We start from the raw sequence: 14,758 nt of genomic DNA, 5'->3' as shown, positions 1-14,758 counted from the left end.
TCTAGTCATTAAGAATTGTGTATGTAAAATATGTAATATTATGCCAATCAGCATAATAGATAGTAGCGCGTCCTTTAATAAAAGGGCGCGCAACAAAAATAATTTTTCCAGTCTGAATTTTTCTATTTAGACTTATCTTTTGCTATTGTTTCATAAAATTGACTTTTGTTCAAGAATTGTTTGAATTTTTGTGACCATTAAATCAATCGCCACATGGTTATGGCCGCCTTCAGGGATAATAATATCTGCATATCGTTTCGTAGGCTCAATAAATTGATTATGCATCGGACGAACAACATTTAAGTATTGGTCAATGACAGAATCAAACGTCCGACCGCGATCTCTAATATCACGAGTCAAACGGCGGATTATTCTTAAATCAGCATCTGTATCAACGTACAACTTGATGTCCATTAAATTCCGGAGCCGCTCGTCCTCAAGGACTAAGATTCCCTCTAAAATAATAACATCTTGGGGTTGAACTGGAATCACTTTGTCAGAACGGGTGTGAATTGAATAATCATAAACCGGTTTTTGAATCGTCTCATAGCGTAAAAGCTTTTCGATATGTTCGATCAGTAAGTCGTTATCAAAGGCAAGTGGATGATCGTAATTTGTTTTTAAACGTGCTTCAAATGGTAAATCACTCTGGTCCTTATAATAATAATCCTGTTCTAGCACCAAAATGGAATGATCTTTCAAACTTTCATAAATTGCTTTTGTTACACTGGTTTTTCCGGAGCCGGAGCCGCCGGTTACACCAATAACAACGGGTTTGCGCATCATGCTAGTTCTCCTTTCGCATCATGTTGTTAGGGTAGACCGGTTTGTCCACTTTAAATTGTACAATTTGAAGTGGATGTCTTGCTGCGTCCAATTCAATACCTTTTTCATCCCAGATTTTATCAATGACATGGGTAAAGTTTTGAATTTCAGGTCCGAAAAACTCTACTTCTTCCCCTGGTTTAAAATGATTACGTTGTTGAAGTGTAACCATTTTTGTTTCTTCGTCATAATTCAGAACAAGTCCTACAAATTCAAAATTTGTCTTCTTGCTATGATTACCAAACATTTGCTCTTTATACCCTGGCACACCTTCAAAAAATGCAGGAGCCGTTTCCCGGTTTGCACATTTGTCTAGTTCCAATAGCCAGTCTTTCTGAATGACAAAATTCTCAGGATCCGCGCAATAGGCATCGATCACTTTACGATAAACACTGACAACTGTTGCGATATAATGAATCGATTTCATTCGGCCTTCGATTTTCAAACTATCGATACCTAGTTCGATCATTTGTGGAATGGCTTGAATTAGATTAAGATCCTTCGGGCTCATTGCAAACGGTGCGTCACCTTCTTCATAAAGGGCAACTTCCTGGTTGCTGCCTTCTAACTTGTAAAGGTCATAATCCCAGCGGCATGATTGACAGCAGCCACCGCGGTTCGAATCCCTTGCAGTCATATGGTTGCTCAATGTACAACGTCCGGAATAGGCAATACACATCGCCCCATGAATAAAGGTTTCAATCTCAACATCGACCTTTTCTTTCATTTCTCTAATTTCTTCTGCACTTACTTCACGTGCCAAGACAACACGTTCTGCCCCTGCCTCTTTCCAAAACTGGGCAGCTTTCCAGTTGGAGAGTGATTGCTGTGTGCTTATATGGATTTCAATTTCCGGAGCAAGACGGCGGCAAGTTTCAATAATTAACGGGTCAGCGACAATTATTCCCGCAATCCCAGTTTCCTTCAACCCAAGGATATATTCATCTAAACCGTCCAAATTTTCATTATGAGCGAAAATGTTGGTGGTCACGTAAATTCTTGCTCCGTATTCTCTCGCAAACTCCACTCCTTCCTTCATTTCTTCGAAGGTAAAGTTATCGGCATTTGAACGAAGTCCATATTCTTGGCCGCCGATAAATACGGCATCTGCACCATAATGGACAGCAATTTTTAATTTTTCAAGATTACCTGCTGGAGCAAGGAGTTCCGGCTTCTTTACAATGACACGTTTTCCGTCGATAATTTCAGAAATCTTATCTTTAACTGTATTCACAGCTGAACCCCTCCTTAATAAACCGTCTCTTTGAAATAAAATCCTGTATCTAATGAACGATTGGCCGGCTGAATTTCTTCAATTGCCGCTAACAACTCGTCCTTTTTATCTTCATAAGCATCCGGATCTTCGCTAAACAAATCAATTGCTTCACGGTAAGCCTTTGTTACTGCAAGAATATATTCAGAGCTTTTTAGGATTCCGTCGATTTTAAAAGAGTCGACACCCGCTTCAAGCATCTCTTGAAGTTCATCAATGATACAAATATCATTAGGACTCATAATATGTGTACCGTTTTCGTCTTCAAAGATTGGATATTTATTTTCTCGTTCCTTATCATGTAAAAACATGTTTTCTTGCATATTTCGATTTTCAATTTCCATTACTTTTCCTTGGTACTCATAATAATTTCCTAGCAGCGAACGTTTGGATTGGAACATACAGCTCATGCCGTGAACCTGTACTTCGATTTCCACTTCCGCATTTTCTTTCATTTCAACGATCGCATCCATATTAATTTCTCGTGCTAACACTGCCCGTTTCGCACCTTTTCTGCCCCAATAATTGCAGGTGTACCAGTTTGTTCCTGTTGTTTCGGTGCTCCAGTGCAGTTTCATATCTGGGGCAACTTCTCTTGCCGTCATTAAAACGGCAGGATCACCAAAAATTATCGCATCAGCCTTTGCCGCTGATACAAATTGAATATAATCGCCGAGCTCTTCAATTTTTTCATTATGAAAAATCGCATTCATGGCCACATATACTTTTTTCCCTTTTGAGTGGGCTAGTTCGATCGCCTTTTGGACATCTTCTCGGTTAAATTCCCCTGCAAGTCGTAAGCCATACCGTTGTTCACCGACCACAAACGCGTCTGCACCAGCTTCACATAATGGCAAGATATCATTGACAGTCAAAGGAGTTACCAGTAATTCTGATTTTTTCATATCCTATCACCTCTCCTTTTGCTTATCGCAACCCCGTCCCCGACGGGTAATATAACAGAATCAAAATCCGGATGATTCATTAACCAGTGATTAAATTCATCAATCTTTTTGACGAGATTACGTATTCTTTTTGTTTCAATAACAGGTTCAGCAACCAGGCCTTTAAACAAAACATTATCGGTAATAATCAGCCCATTATTCGTTAGATATTTAGAATAGATTTCAAAAAACTTTTTATATTGACCTTTCGCTGCATCAATAAAAATCGCGTCAAAAGAGGCATGTCCTCTTACGGCATCCTCAACCTCTAGTGCATCACCCTCGATTAAAGTGATTTGATGACTATGTTCCGAACGACTGATAAACTGTTCAGCCAAGTGTATACGGTCAACATCGCGCTCGATTGTAACAATATGGGCATTGGGGAGCGCCTCTGCCATCCGTAAAGCAGAGTAACCTATCGCTGTTCCCACCTCAAGTATTTTCTTTGAATCGTTAATTCGTAATAATTGCAGCATCGTTTCTATACCTGACAGTTCCATAATAGGAACATTATGAACACTCGCATAGTTTTCCATTTCTGTAAACAATAGATTTCGTTCAGAAATAAGACCTTCAATATAAGAATGCAGCTTCTCATTTAACAAGCTGCCCTCACCTCTATCCCTAATAAGAATTGCGCTTGGGCTAGCAATTCTCTAAGTCAAATACTTTTATTATCTCTATAGATAAAACTATTTAGACATGAAAAAATAGCGTTCACAGTAATCTTCAGCATTAACGGGTAGAATTCCGACATAATGCGTTCCAGGCAGCTATGGCCAGGTTACCTTACTGTGAGTTACGCTATGGATCATTTATTAAAACACTTGAACTATTTTAACATAGATCAGTATAATATTTCAACAGAAAAACGGAGGAATGATAACATTTCCTCCGTAATGCAATTAATTTTTACTTGTAATATGCTTTGCTTTTTCCTTATTATGCTCTTCCAGAGTTTTTGTAAAAATAACATCACCATCTGCCGTTGCCAAGAAATAATAATAGTCAGTCTTCTCAGGCTCAAGTGATGCTTCAATCGAAGATTTTCCGGCATTGGCAATTGGACCTGGAGGCAGACCCGTATTTTGGTATGTGTTATATGGTGAATCCACTTCAAGATCTTCATATAACACCCTTTCCTTGTGTTTCCCTTGAGCATAGAGAACGGTTGGATCGGTTTGGAGCATCATACCCTTTTCGATCCGATTATAAAAAACACTCGCAATCGTTTTACGGTCCGATTTTTCGGTCGCTTCCTCTTCAACCAATGAGGCCATGGTTAATAGTTGATGAACAGATAGCTTTTTTTTCTTACTTTGCTCTGAATAGGCAGATACAATCGTCCGGGTTTTATCAAGCATAGCAGTGACCATTTCTTCAACAGTGGGATTATGTTTGTAGAACGGATAGGTCGCCGGGAATAAATAACCTTCCAGTGGATATTTTACTGAAGAATTTAAGATTTCCTCGGTTAAAATATCCGGATATTTTGCCATTAGCGTTTTAATAAATTCTTTGTCATTTAATTTATTAAAAACAACATCTTCCTTCTGTTTTGTTGCTTTCGCCATCATGGCTGCAATTTCTTTCAGTTGTTTTCCTTCAGGAATTGTAATTTTGAAACTGGCCTTAGCCAGTACCTTACCGGTTTTTAGACGGCTAACGATTTCGGGGACATCCATGGAAGGACTTAGTTGATACTCCCCTGCCATAAACCCGCCTTCATTCTTAAGCTTTACATAATATTTAAATACTTTTGCACTTTTTATGATCCCGCTTGATTCTAACTTTTCGCCGATACCTGTGACTGATGAGCCAATCGGAATATCCACTGTTTTCAGTTTCTTACTACCTGCGTCAACAGGATTAAGTGCTGATTCTATGTACAAATATCCTCCACCACTAATTAAAACTATTAATAATAGCAATATAATTGAAATAATCAAAACAATTTTTCTGACAACTTTTGCTTCGTTTTGATGTTCAAGCATTTTTTTACGGATAACATCTTTTTTGTCTGTTGTCATTTGACTCCCCCTTCCCTTTATACCAACGCATATCTAGGTTTTGCAAACTATTAATGTGTAACATTAAAAAAATAGACATCTTAATTATTTCAGCACATAGTAAGAAAAATGTCAATTTAACAATAAATTTGTCAGTTTTTAATACGAAAAATTAGGTAAAGACCAAAAAAAACCGGCTATTAAATCAGCCGGTTTATCCATATTCTATTCTTCTTCCGCTTCTTGGTCCTCATTGAAGGTATTGAATACTTCTTCAACCATGTCCCATTCTTCGTCCGTTTCAATTTGCAATAACGGACCATATCCGCCATCTTCCGTAGGAATATAAGCGTAAACATGAATATCAACATCTTCTTCATCATCATCAAAAGATCCTACAGGATAAAAGAATACATAAGATTTTTCGAACTCATCAGAATCAAAAGTAAAAAGCACTTCATGTAATTGTTCGTTACCATTTTCGTCTACCAGTGTAATAAATTGTTCTTCATCATGTTCGTGTTCGTGATCGTGTGCCATTTCTTCACCTCATTAATTTTTACTATCCAGATAGCCTTGCAGGATCATCACCGCAGCCATCTTATCAATTACTTTCTTACGTTTTTTCCGACTCACATCGGCTTCAAGTAATACGCGCTCAGCTGCCATTGTTGTTAGACGCTCATCCCAAAGGACAGTTGGCACTGCAAATTTACTTTCAATTTCTTTTGCATATTGCATACTCGCTTCTGCGCGCGGTCCAATCGTCCCGTTCATGTTCTTAGGCAGACCGATGACAACCGTATCTACTTGATACTCTTTTATTAATTGACCAATTTCCTCAAAACCAAACACATTTTTTTCTTCATTGATTTTGAGAGTTGTAAGGCCCTGGGCAGTCCAGCCAAATTCATCGCTTAAAGCGACACCGACTGTTTTAGTGCCTACATCTAAACCCAATACGCGCATTCATTAACCCTCTCGCTGTTGTTTTAGATAGGATTTCACTAATTCTTCAATAATTTCATCTCGTTCAAGTTTGCGAATAATATTGCGGGCATCGCGATGACGCGGAATATAGGCAGGATCTCCTGATAAAAGATAACCAACAATTTGGTTGATCGGATTGTAGCCTTTTTCCTGCAAAGCTTCATAAACTTGAAGAAGAACGTCATTTATATCATGCTCAAACGGTTCTTCAGGAAAATTAAATCGCATCGTTTTGTCAAATGAGCTCATTGCATACACCTCGCTTTTTATTTGAGGAGAGAATTGTATTGTCTAGCGGAAGCGCCTGGGCACTTCCGCTTTTTAGCTTAGTTACCTACATTTTACACTACTTTGTCCTATTATCAAATGGATTTTACCCATTCATCAACGAATTGAAGTGCAGCATCCAATTTTTCCGGATCCTTACCACCTGCCTGAGCCATGTCAGGACGACCGCCGCCGCCGCCGCCGCAGCGAGAAGCAACTTCTTTGATTAACTTTCCAGCATGATAACCTTTTTCAATTAAATCCTTGGTAACTGCTGCAATTAAGTTAACCTTTCCTTCATGGGCACTACCTAGAACAATTACGACAGAGCCCAGTTTTTGCTTCAAATCATCAGCCATATTTCTTAAGTTATTCATATCAGCACCTTGAACATTTGCAGCTAACACTGTTACCCCATCAATTTCTTTCGCCTTTGATACGAGATTTCCGGCTTCAATATTCCCAAGTTTTGTTGAAAGAGATTCGTTTTCTCTGTGAAGTTGTTTGATTTCTAGCATTAAACTATCAATTCTATTAACAATTTCTTTCGGATTGGTTTTTAGTTTCTCAGCTGCATCCTTTAACAAGCTCACTTGCTCATTTAATGATTTGTAAGCTGACTCCCCGGTTACCGCTTCAATCCTTCTCGTTCCAGCACCAATTCCGCCTTCAGAAATAATTTTAAACAACCCAATCACAGATGTATTTGGAACATGGCAGCCGCCGCAAAGCTCTAGGCTATAATCGCCAACCCTTACTACACGGACAATATCACCATATTTTTCTCCAAAAAGAGCCATTGCCCCCATTTCTTTTGCTTCAGCAATTGGCTTTAAGCTGATGTCAAGCTCGATGTTTCTCCAGATTTTTTCATTAACGATTTTCTCGACTTGTTCAAGTTCTTCTGGTTTAATTTGACCAAAATGCGAAAAGTCAAAGCGGAGACGATCTGGTTCTACAAGGGAACCAGCTTGGTTTACATGTTCGCCTAGAACGTCTTTTAAGGCTTGATGTAACAAATGGGTTGCTGTATGGTTTTTAATAATCTTCACGCGGTTTTCAGCATCAACCTCAGCAGTCACCTTGTCGTTCGTTGTTAAGGTTCCTGATTTAACAACGACTTGGTGAAGGTTTTGACCATTTGGTGCTTTTTGAACATCCTTAACCGTTATGCTAGAATCTACACCTGTTATCAAACCGCGGTCAGCAATTTGCCCACCGCTCTCTGCATAAAACGGTGTCACATCTAGAATTAATTGTACTTCCTCGCCACTAGATGCTTTGTCGACAAGTTCACCATTTTTAATGATTGCTGCCACAGTAGAATTCGTTTTAAGTTCGTCATAGCCGACAAACTTACTTTCAACCTTAACATCTCTAAGGACACCGCCTTGGACCTGCATCGAGTCGACATCTTGTCTTGCTGCCCGGGCACGGTCACGCTGTTGCTCCATTTCTACTTCAAAGCCTTCATGATCAACCTTCATGCCCTCTTCTTCAGCATATTCCTCTGTTAATTCAACCGGGAACCCATATGTGTCATAAAGTCGGAAAATATCAGCACCAGTGATGGTTTCACTGCCTTTCTCTTTTTCCTTCTTAATCACAGTTGCTAAAATCGCTAAGCCTTCATGAAGTGTTTCATGGAAGCGTTCTTCCTCACTTTTGATGACTTTTTGAATAAAATCGGTCTTGTCTTTCACTTCCGGATAGAAATCATCCATAATTTCGCCTACGACAGGAACGAGTTCGAACATAAATGGACGATTAATATTAATTTGTTTAGCATACCGAACAGCCCTGCGAAGCAAGCGGCGCAGTACATAGCCACGACCTTCATTTGAAGGCAATGCCCCATCGCCGACCGCAAAGGCAACCGTACGAATATGGTCTGCAATTACTTTGAACGCAACATCGGTCTCTTTGTTCTGTCCGTATTTTTCGCCGGAAATCTCTTCTGTTGCACGAATAATAGGGATAAATAAATCTGTATCAAAATTAGTAGGCACGTTTTGAACAACGGAAGCCATTCGTTCTAAGCCCATCCCCGTATCAATATTTTTCTTTGGCAGCGGTGTATAGGTACCATCCGGGTTATGGTTAAATTGAGAAAATACTAGGTTCCAGACTTCAAGATAACGGTCATTTTCACCACCAGGGTAGAGTTCAGTATCCGTAGGATCATTTCCATACTCTGGACCGCGGTCATAGAAAATTTCTGTATTCGGACCACTTGGGCCTTCGCCAATATCCCAGAAGTTCCCTTCAAGACGAATAATGCGCTCCTCTGGCAGACCAATGGTGTTATGCCAAATTTCATAGGCTTCGTGATCTTCAGGATGGATCGTAACCGAGAGAAGTTCTGGATCCCAGCCAATCCATTTTTCAGACGTTAAGAACTCCCATGCCCATTCAATAGCTTCTACTTTAAAATATTCACCGATTGAAAAGTTACCAAGCATTTCAAAGAATGTATGGTGGCGAGCTGTTTTTCCGACATTTTCAATGTCATTGGTTCTGATAGATTTCTGCGCATTTGTAATTCTAGGATTTTCAGGAACGACACGGCCATCAAAATACTTCTTTAAAGTTGCGACCCCACTGTTAATCCATAATAGTGATGGATCATCATGCGGCACAAGTGAAGCACTCGGTTCAATAGTATGACCTTTTTCTTTACTAAAAAACTCTAAAAACATCGAACGAATTTGTGAACCTGTTAAATTTTTCATTAGTAGACCCTCCTTTTTTATAAAAAAGCATACAAAAAAGCCCTCATCCCAAAAACAGGGACGAAAGCTTGTCTCGCGGTACCACCCTGATTACGGATACACAACACGTATCCATCTCTCAATAATCCTGTAACGCAGGAATACGGCAGTGGTTAGCTGCACTCCAGATTAGCTTTCTGTCGTCCTTCATCTAGAGCTTCTTTCAGCCAGGGAAGCTCCTCTCTTCTACGCAAATGCGTTACAGATGGTCTACAACATACTCAATCCTTCAACATTTTCATACAAATAATCATTCTATATCACGAATTATAGCTACCCGAAAAAAGTTTGTCAATCTATCACCCGCTTATGTGGAAGGTTCTTTTGCTTTCCTGCGAATAAAATGATTTTTCGCGTGAATAATAGCCACTTTTATTACCACTAAAACAGGAACAGCCAAGATAAGTCCAAGTATTCCACCGACTTCCCCCCCAGCGGTTAACGCCATCATGATTATTAAGGGGTGCATATGAAGACTTTTACCTACAATAAATGGAGATAGGATGTTTCCTTCTAGAAATTGAAGCCCAAAAACAATCACCATTGTAATCACAACTAATTTTACGGACGATGTGGCAGCGATGATGACTGCTGGAACAGCTCCGATGATGGGTCCAAAATAGGGAATGACATTGGTCACTCCAACAATCAAGCCTAAAATTAAAGAGTATTTTAGATGAAATATCCAAAACAAAAGGGCTGAGACACTGCCAATGATCACACATACCAGAAGTTGCCCTCTTATGTAACTGCCCAGCGATTCATCAACGTCTTTTAGGAAAAGTGTCCCCTTCTTCCGCCACTGTTTAGGGGTAATATACCATAGGGATCGTTTAATCAATTGAAAATCCTTTAGCATATAAAAGGCAATGAACGGAATGATCATCATAATTAATGCAGAATTAAAAAAACTAATTAAAATATTTACAATGACTGACAAAAGAGAATCGAGCTTTTTTTCAAACGCATCAATTCCATCATTAATTCTAGTTTGCAAGCCGTCGGGCCATTCTCTTGTGTGCGATTGAAGCTTATTAACCCATCCTCTGTATTGCTCTGCTAAAACTGGCGCGCTCTCGGAGAGGTCTTTTATTTGGTCGATCATCGCCGGAACTCCCTTATATACGCAAATACCCAGACCACCAAAAAATAAAATATAGATAAGAAAAATAGCAAGTCCTCGATGCAAGCCTTTTTGATGTAATTTTTCGACAATTGGATGCAGCAAATAGGTGATAAATCCTCCAATCACAAAAGGGAGGATAATAATTGTTGCTACCCTAAAGACAGGCATCCAAACAAAGCGGATTTTTAGAAACACATAGATGGCAATTAATAAAAGGAGTAAAAACCCGATGCGGTAATACCATTTCATTTGAATCTCCACGTTTTTAGCCTCCCATTTATGTTAGTTTTAGAGACACTTGGTGGAATTATGCATCAGAAAAGCGGTAGCGCATGTTAACAGGTATGAACCGAAACGCAAAAATCCCCCTCGAAATTGAGGGGGATTCAGTTCTAAAATATCGCGCGTCTTACTTTCTTTGTCATTCTTTTCATATTTCGGGCTGACATCATATTGTTTCTTGAGGCCACAGTATAGGCAGCCATCCCAGCACCAATAGCAATCATCGTCGTCGTCATCATTTTATTCATACGTTTCACCTCTTTAATAGACGTTAAATAAGTTTACATGGTTAACTTTGATAACGGTCTAACACAAGCGCTTCCGCTTTTTTATCTTAAAGGGTGTAACGACGCTCTTCTTCTTCAAACAAATCATCTAAGGAACTAAGTGACCCGTCTTCTTCGACTTGATGGGTACTGATTAGGCCTTTGTTTACTGTAAGTTCAATAAAGCAATTCCAGCAATAATATTGGTTGATACCAATTTTACCGATATCCTTGCTTTGACAATTGGGACACTTAAACATGGAAAGACACCTCACGTATTATTTACATCTACGATAATGGCATCCTTTCCGATAGCTAAGGGCTTCCCGGATTGAATGACTTGTTTGCCTTCCGTAAGATCCGAAAAGAAGCCATCCGTGATTTCGTACCCTATGATTGTGCCCAATTCTTCCTGAAAATATACATCTTTTAACAATCCAAGCGATTCCCCGCTCTTAGATAGCATCATCATTCCATCTAGTGAATGTTGATGAGTAAGTGTATATTCTGGGTCATCTTTCAGTTTTACCAAATGGCCGTCGTCATCAATCATTATTCCATCTAAGCCGAAGGAAGCCACTTTCTCGATGTCCAGAAAAAAGGATTGTTTGAAAAAAACGCCTTTTTTAATCAGTAAGCCATTTACCTTACCGTTACTTGAGATACATAAATCACAAACCTCACCAATTTTCTGGCCGCTTTTTGTATTAAAAACAGACTGTCCTTTCAGTAACGAAAATGTCCGCAAAGAGTGTCCCACCTCCTGTGAACATTTATAGTGTTAGTCATTTAACATAAAATCATAAGGTGAAACGTTTTCCATGCCAATCATTGGATCTTCCTGTATGAATAAATCCTCGTAGGACAAGCCACCGGTAGAATTTTCACCTTCTGCTGCTTTAAGAACGGTTGATTCATGATTTTCTTCAGCATTTGGTCTAGCTGTAATCGATTCCTGGAGCTTTTGGCATAGGGTTGTTTGTCTAGAGAGTTCATCCGCTCTTTCAACGCCCAGTTTAAGCGCATCTACTTCGCCGCAAAGGATCAAGGATTGTTTACTTCTGGTAATCGCTGTATAGATCAAATTTCTACGTAACATCCGATAATAACTTCTTGTCACCGGTAAGATGACAATCGGAAATTCACTGCCCTGCGATTTATGAACAGAACAGCAATACGCATGCGTGATTTGATTTAAGTCCTGCTTTGTATACTCAACTTCATTGCCTTCATAGGAAATATAAATCATATCCTGCTTTTCGGTATTTTCCTTCGCATAAATAATCGAGATGATTTCCCCAATATCCCCGTTAAAAACATTACTTTCTGGTTGGTTTACAAGCTGTAGAACCTTATCACCAATCCGATACTTCACCTCGCCAAAAGCAATTTCTTTCCTCTTGCCGTCAGGGTTGGGATTAAATATTTCTTGCAGCAATACATTTAAACGGTCGATTCCGGCAGGACCCCTATACATAGGGGCTAATACTTGAATATCCTTTGCCGAATATCCTTTATTCTTGGCATTTAGAGCTACTTTTTCTACAACCTGAGATACCTGCGCTGTTGAACATTTGATAAATGAACGGTCTGCTTGCTTCACCGTTATATCGGCAGGTAAATAACCCTTTTTGATTTCATGGGCAAGCTCGATTATTGACGAACCTTCTGCCTGGCGATAAATATCGGTTAGGCGGACCGTGGGAATCCGTTCAGATTCCAGCATATCCTTTAAAACTTGGCCTGGTCCTACGGAGGGCAATTGATCCTCATCCCCGACTAGAATGACTTGAATATTTTCAGGGAGTGCCTTAAACAGTTGATTAGCAAGCCAAATATCAAGCATCGACGTTTCATCGACAATGATAATTTTCCCTTCAAGCGGGCTCGCGTCATCACGGTCAAATCCTTCCTGCCCATTAAATCCGAGAAGACGATGAATGGTTACCGCTGGAAGTCCCGTCGATTCACTCATTCTTTTTGCCGCTCTACCAGTCGGTGCTGCAAGCAAAAATGGGAATGGCTCCCCCTTTTTATGGTAATCCTTAGGCTCTAAAGTACAGCCATGCAATTCGGCATAAAGCTCAACAATCCCTTTAATAACAGTCGTTTTCCCTGTTCCGGGTCCACCTGTTAAAATCAACATCGGCGACATTAACGCCGTTTGGATGGCTTCTCGCTGCGTCGGTGCATATTGGACCCCAAGCCGTTCCTCTAAACTTCCTAACGATAGCAGAAACTCAGATTCGGGAAATTGATCTTTATATTCGGTTTGTTCAAGGATCCGGTGGATATTCGTCACAAGCCCTTTTTCTGCAAAATATAAAGAAGGCAAGTAAACTCGTTTCTCTTCCCCCATTAATTTACCCTCTTCTTGCAGCTTAATGACCTCATTGGATATATCTATGTAGTCGATTTGATCTCGCTTGTTATCTTCTAATAATGCTTTTACCTGCTCCAATAAGTCTTCAGCATTTATGTATACATGCCCTGTTTGCATGCTTTCATTTTCAAGGATGTAGAGACAGGCTGCTTTGATCCGGTCAGGATGGTTTCCGGAAATACCCAGCTGGTAGCCAAGCTCATCGGCCCTCCCAAAACCGATTCCTTCAATATCCTCAACCAGTTGATATGGATTTTTCTGCATAATGTCAAGTGTTTCATCTTTATAGGCTTGATAAATCCGCATCGATATCTGCGGTCCAAATCCATACTGATTTAAAGCAACCATCACTTGCTCGAGTCCTTGATGCTCCATCAACGTATCGTAAAGTAATTTTGCTTTTTCAGGAGGGAGTTTTGGTATGGAATCCATCAAAGACGGCTGATTAAGAATTTTGGATATGGCGTCTTCTCCTAAGGTTTCTACAATGTTTTCAGCGGTTTTTTTTCCGATCCCTTTGAACATTTCTCCAGATAAATAGTTGATAACCCCTTGTTTCGTTTGGGGCATGTCCTTGCGAAAATGATTGGTATGAAATTGCATCCCAAACTTTGGATGATCCTTAAATTCTCCGAAAAAGATATAGGTCTCTTGTTCATGAATTTTCGGAAAATAACCGGTGACCACTGCTTCTTTGTCCTCATAAGGATGATTCGTTTCATCGACGCGAATCCTTAGCACCGTGTAAAGGTTTTGTTCATTGTGAAAAATGGTCACAATCGGTCTTCCTTTTACGAATTTTCCTTGTTCAGTAAATAAATCAAGTGTATCTTGCTTTTCCATTTGGCTCCCTCCTTTCTGAAAAATAAGAAGAATTACTGGTTACCTTCGATTAACTTTTTCGCGTGACCAGCAAGTAAATGGTCGGGTTGAATTTCAAGTGCTTTATTAAACATTTCAACTGCTTTCTCAGGATTTTCTTGAAAAGCGCAGGTTACACCTAAATTATAATAGGCATCGGAATGTTCCGGATCTAGTTCGATACATTTTTCAAATTGAATCAGCGCTTCAGAAATTAACTCAAGCTGTGCAAGGCATAACCCATATTGAAAACGTGCTTCCGCATCATTTTCATTTAACTCGACGCTTCTTTGTAAATATGGAAGCGCAAATTTCCCTTGGTCCAACTGAACAAGTGTCAGCCCCAACATGAAGTAATTGTCACTTGATTGCAGGCCTTTCTTCATAGCAGTCTCAAACATATTCTTTGCTTCGTTGAAGAGGTCGTTACTAAATAGCAAGGTTCCAATACTATAATAAGCCGCCGCAGCGTTTTCATCTATTTCAATTGCTTTTTGATAAAAATTAAGTGCCTTTTCGTCGTCCCCAACAGCGGAAAGTACATTTCCGAAATTAATATAGGCAACAGGGTCGTTTGGGTTTTCTTGAATGGCTTCATTAAAGGCCTTTGCCGCCTCTTCCAGGTTGCCATCCTGCATATATTTCACACCTAATTGGTTTTTATCCATTTAAATCAGCTCCAATCCTAAGTGAAAGTATATCATATTTTATTAAAAAAAAAGCCTGACTCCTAGAATGAACTGTAACCCATAATATGG

15 protein-coding genes are annotated in these 14,758 nt (G+C 39.6%); all 15 read right to left on the bottom strand.

Annotation, left to right across the window (positions count from 1 at the left end; genetic code table 11):
• Positions 1-150 precede the first annotated feature (150 nt).
• Positions 151-786, bottom strand: coding sequence for a uridine kinase (udk, locus tag J7E63_RS17585; protein ID WP_088089069.1), 636 nt, complete (start codon positions 784-786; stop codon positions 151-153).
• A 1-nt stretch (position 787) separates the two neighbouring features.
• Positions 788-2,059, bottom strand: coding sequence for a peptidase U32 family protein (locus tag J7E63_RS17580; RefSeq protein WP_214731598.1), 1,272 nt, complete (start codon positions 2,057-2,059; stop codon positions 788-790).
• Between the two features lie 14 nt (positions 2,060-2,073).
• On the bottom strand, positions 2,074-3,003 hold the full coding sequence (locus J7E63_RS17575) for a peptidase U32 family protein (protein WP_215014685.1): 930 nt from the start codon (positions 3,001-3,003) through the stop codon (positions 2,074-2,076).
• Entirely contained in the window at positions 3,000-3,650 is a 651-nt protein-coding gene (locus tag J7E63_RS17570; RefSeq protein ID WP_215014683.1) for an O-methyltransferase, read from the bottom strand. The genes J7E63_RS17575 and J7E63_RS17570 overlap by 4 nt, the downstream gene beginning before the upstream one ends.
• Before the next feature lie 300 nt (positions 3,651-3,950).
• Positions 3,951-5,075 (bottom strand): endolytic transglycosylase MltG, encoded by a 1,125-nt coding sequence (gene mltG / locus J7E63_RS17565; protein ID WP_215014681.1) that lies wholly within the window; start codon positions 5,073-5,075, stop codon positions 3,951-3,953.
• 204 nt (positions 5,076-5,279) lie between these two features.
• The gene (locus J7E63_RS17560; protein WP_088089074.1) at positions 5,280-5,594 is read right to left on the bottom strand and encodes a DUF1292 domain-containing protein; all 315 of its coding nucleotides are present in this window, start codon (positions 5,592-5,594) and stop codon (positions 5,280-5,282) included.
• 12 nt (positions 5,595-5,606) lie between these two features.
• Positions 5,607-6,023, bottom strand: a complete 417-nt coding sequence (ruvX, locus tag J7E63_RS17555) for a Holliday junction resolvase RuvX (protein WP_215014679.1) — start codon at positions 6,021-6,023, stop codon at positions 5,607-5,609.
• Positions 6,024-6,026: 3 nt separating this feature from the next.
• Positions 6,027-6,293, bottom strand: a complete 267-nt coding sequence (locus tag J7E63_RS17550; RefSeq protein ID WP_066257787.1) for an IreB family regulatory phosphoprotein — start codon at positions 6,291-6,293, stop codon at positions 6,027-6,029.
• 113 nt (positions 6,294-6,406) lie between these two features.
• Positions 6,407-9,043, bottom strand: a complete 2,637-nt coding sequence (gene alaS / locus J7E63_RS17545; RefSeq protein WP_215014677.1) for an alanine--tRNA ligase — start codon at positions 9,041-9,043, stop codon at positions 6,407-6,409.
• Between the two features lie 346 nt (positions 9,044-9,389).
• Positions 9,390-10,469, bottom strand: a complete 1,080-nt coding sequence (locus J7E63_RS17540; protein ID WP_215014675.1) for an AI-2E family transporter — start codon at positions 10,467-10,469, stop codon at positions 9,390-9,392.
• A gap of 131 nt (positions 10,470-10,600) precedes the next feature.
• On the bottom strand, positions 10,601-10,738 hold the full coding sequence (locus tag J7E63_RS17535) for a YrzQ family protein (RefSeq protein ID WP_088089078.1): 138 nt from the start codon (positions 10,736-10,738) through the stop codon (positions 10,601-10,603).
• Between the two features lie 86 nt (positions 10,739-10,824).
• The gene (locus J7E63_RS17530; protein WP_168245164.1) at positions 10,825-11,016 is read right to left on the bottom strand and encodes a hypothetical protein; all 192 of its coding nucleotides are present in this window, start codon (positions 11,014-11,016) and stop codon (positions 10,825-10,827) included.
• Between the two features lie 11 nt (positions 11,017-11,027).
• Entirely contained in the window at positions 11,028-11,504 is a 477-nt protein-coding gene (locus J7E63_RS17525) for a PRC-barrel domain-containing protein (protein ID WP_215014673.1), read from the bottom strand.
• Positions 11,505-11,537: 33 nt separating this feature from the next.
• Complete coding sequence (recD2, locus tag J7E63_RS17520) at positions 11,538-13,982, bottom strand: SF1B family DNA helicase RecD2 (RefSeq protein WP_215014671.1); 2,445 nt, start codon at positions 13,980-13,982, stop codon at positions 11,538-11,540.
• Between the two features lie 32 nt (positions 13,983-14,014).
• The gene (locus J7E63_RS17515; protein ID WP_215014669.1) at positions 14,015-14,668 is read right to left on the bottom strand and encodes a tetratricopeptide repeat protein; all 654 of its coding nucleotides are present in this window, start codon (positions 14,666-14,668) and stop codon (positions 14,015-14,017) included.
• Positions 14,669-14,758 lie beyond the last annotated feature (90 nt).

This window comes from Bacillus sp. ISL-75, assembly GCF_018613095.1.
Note: the sequence above shows the minus strand (reverse complement) of the source record. Positions and strands in the feature narration are given on the sequence as shown.

Bases quoted from the DNA above. Each gene is read 5' to 3' on its own strand.
- udk (WP_088089069.1), bottom strand. From the start codon at position 786: ATGATGCGCAAACCCGTTGTTATTGGTGTAACCGGCGGCTCCGGCTCC.
- J7E63_RS17575 (WP_215014685.1), bottom strand. From the start codon at position 3,003: ATGAAAAAATCAGAATTACTGGTAACTCCTTTGACTGTCAATGATATC.
- mltG (WP_215014681.1), bottom strand. From the start codon at position 5,075: ATGACAACAGACAAAAAAGATGTTATCCGTAAAAAAATGCTTGAACAT.
- J7E63_RS17560 (WP_088089074.1), bottom strand. From the start codon at position 5,594: ATGGCACACGATCACGAACACGAACATGATGAAGAACAATTTATTACA.
- ruvX (WP_215014679.1), bottom strand. From the start codon at position 6,023: ATGCGCGTATTGGGTTTAGATGTAGGCACTAAAACAGTCGGTGTCGCT.
- J7E63_RS17550 (WP_066257787.1), bottom strand. From the start codon at position 6,293: ATGAGCTCATTTGACAAAACGATGCGATTTAATTTTCCTGAAGAACCG.
- alaS (WP_215014677.1), bottom strand. From the start codon at position 9,043: ATGAAAAATTTAACAGGTTCACAAATTCGTTCGATGTTTTTAGAGTTT.
- J7E63_RS17535 (WP_088089078.1), bottom strand. From the start codon at position 10,738: ATGAATAAAATGATGACGACGACGATGATTGCTATTGGTGCTGGGATG.
- J7E63_RS17530 (WP_168245164.1), bottom strand. From the start codon at position 11,016: ATGTTTAAGTGTCCCAATTGTCAAAGCAAGGATATCGGTAAAATTGGT.
- recD2 (WP_215014671.1), bottom strand. From the start codon at position 13,982: ATGGAAAAGCAAGATACACTTGATTTATTTACTGAACAAGGAAAATTC.
- J7E63_RS17515 (WP_215014669.1), bottom strand. From the start codon at position 14,668: ATGGATAAAAACCAATTAGGTGTGAAATATATGCAGGATGGCAACCTG.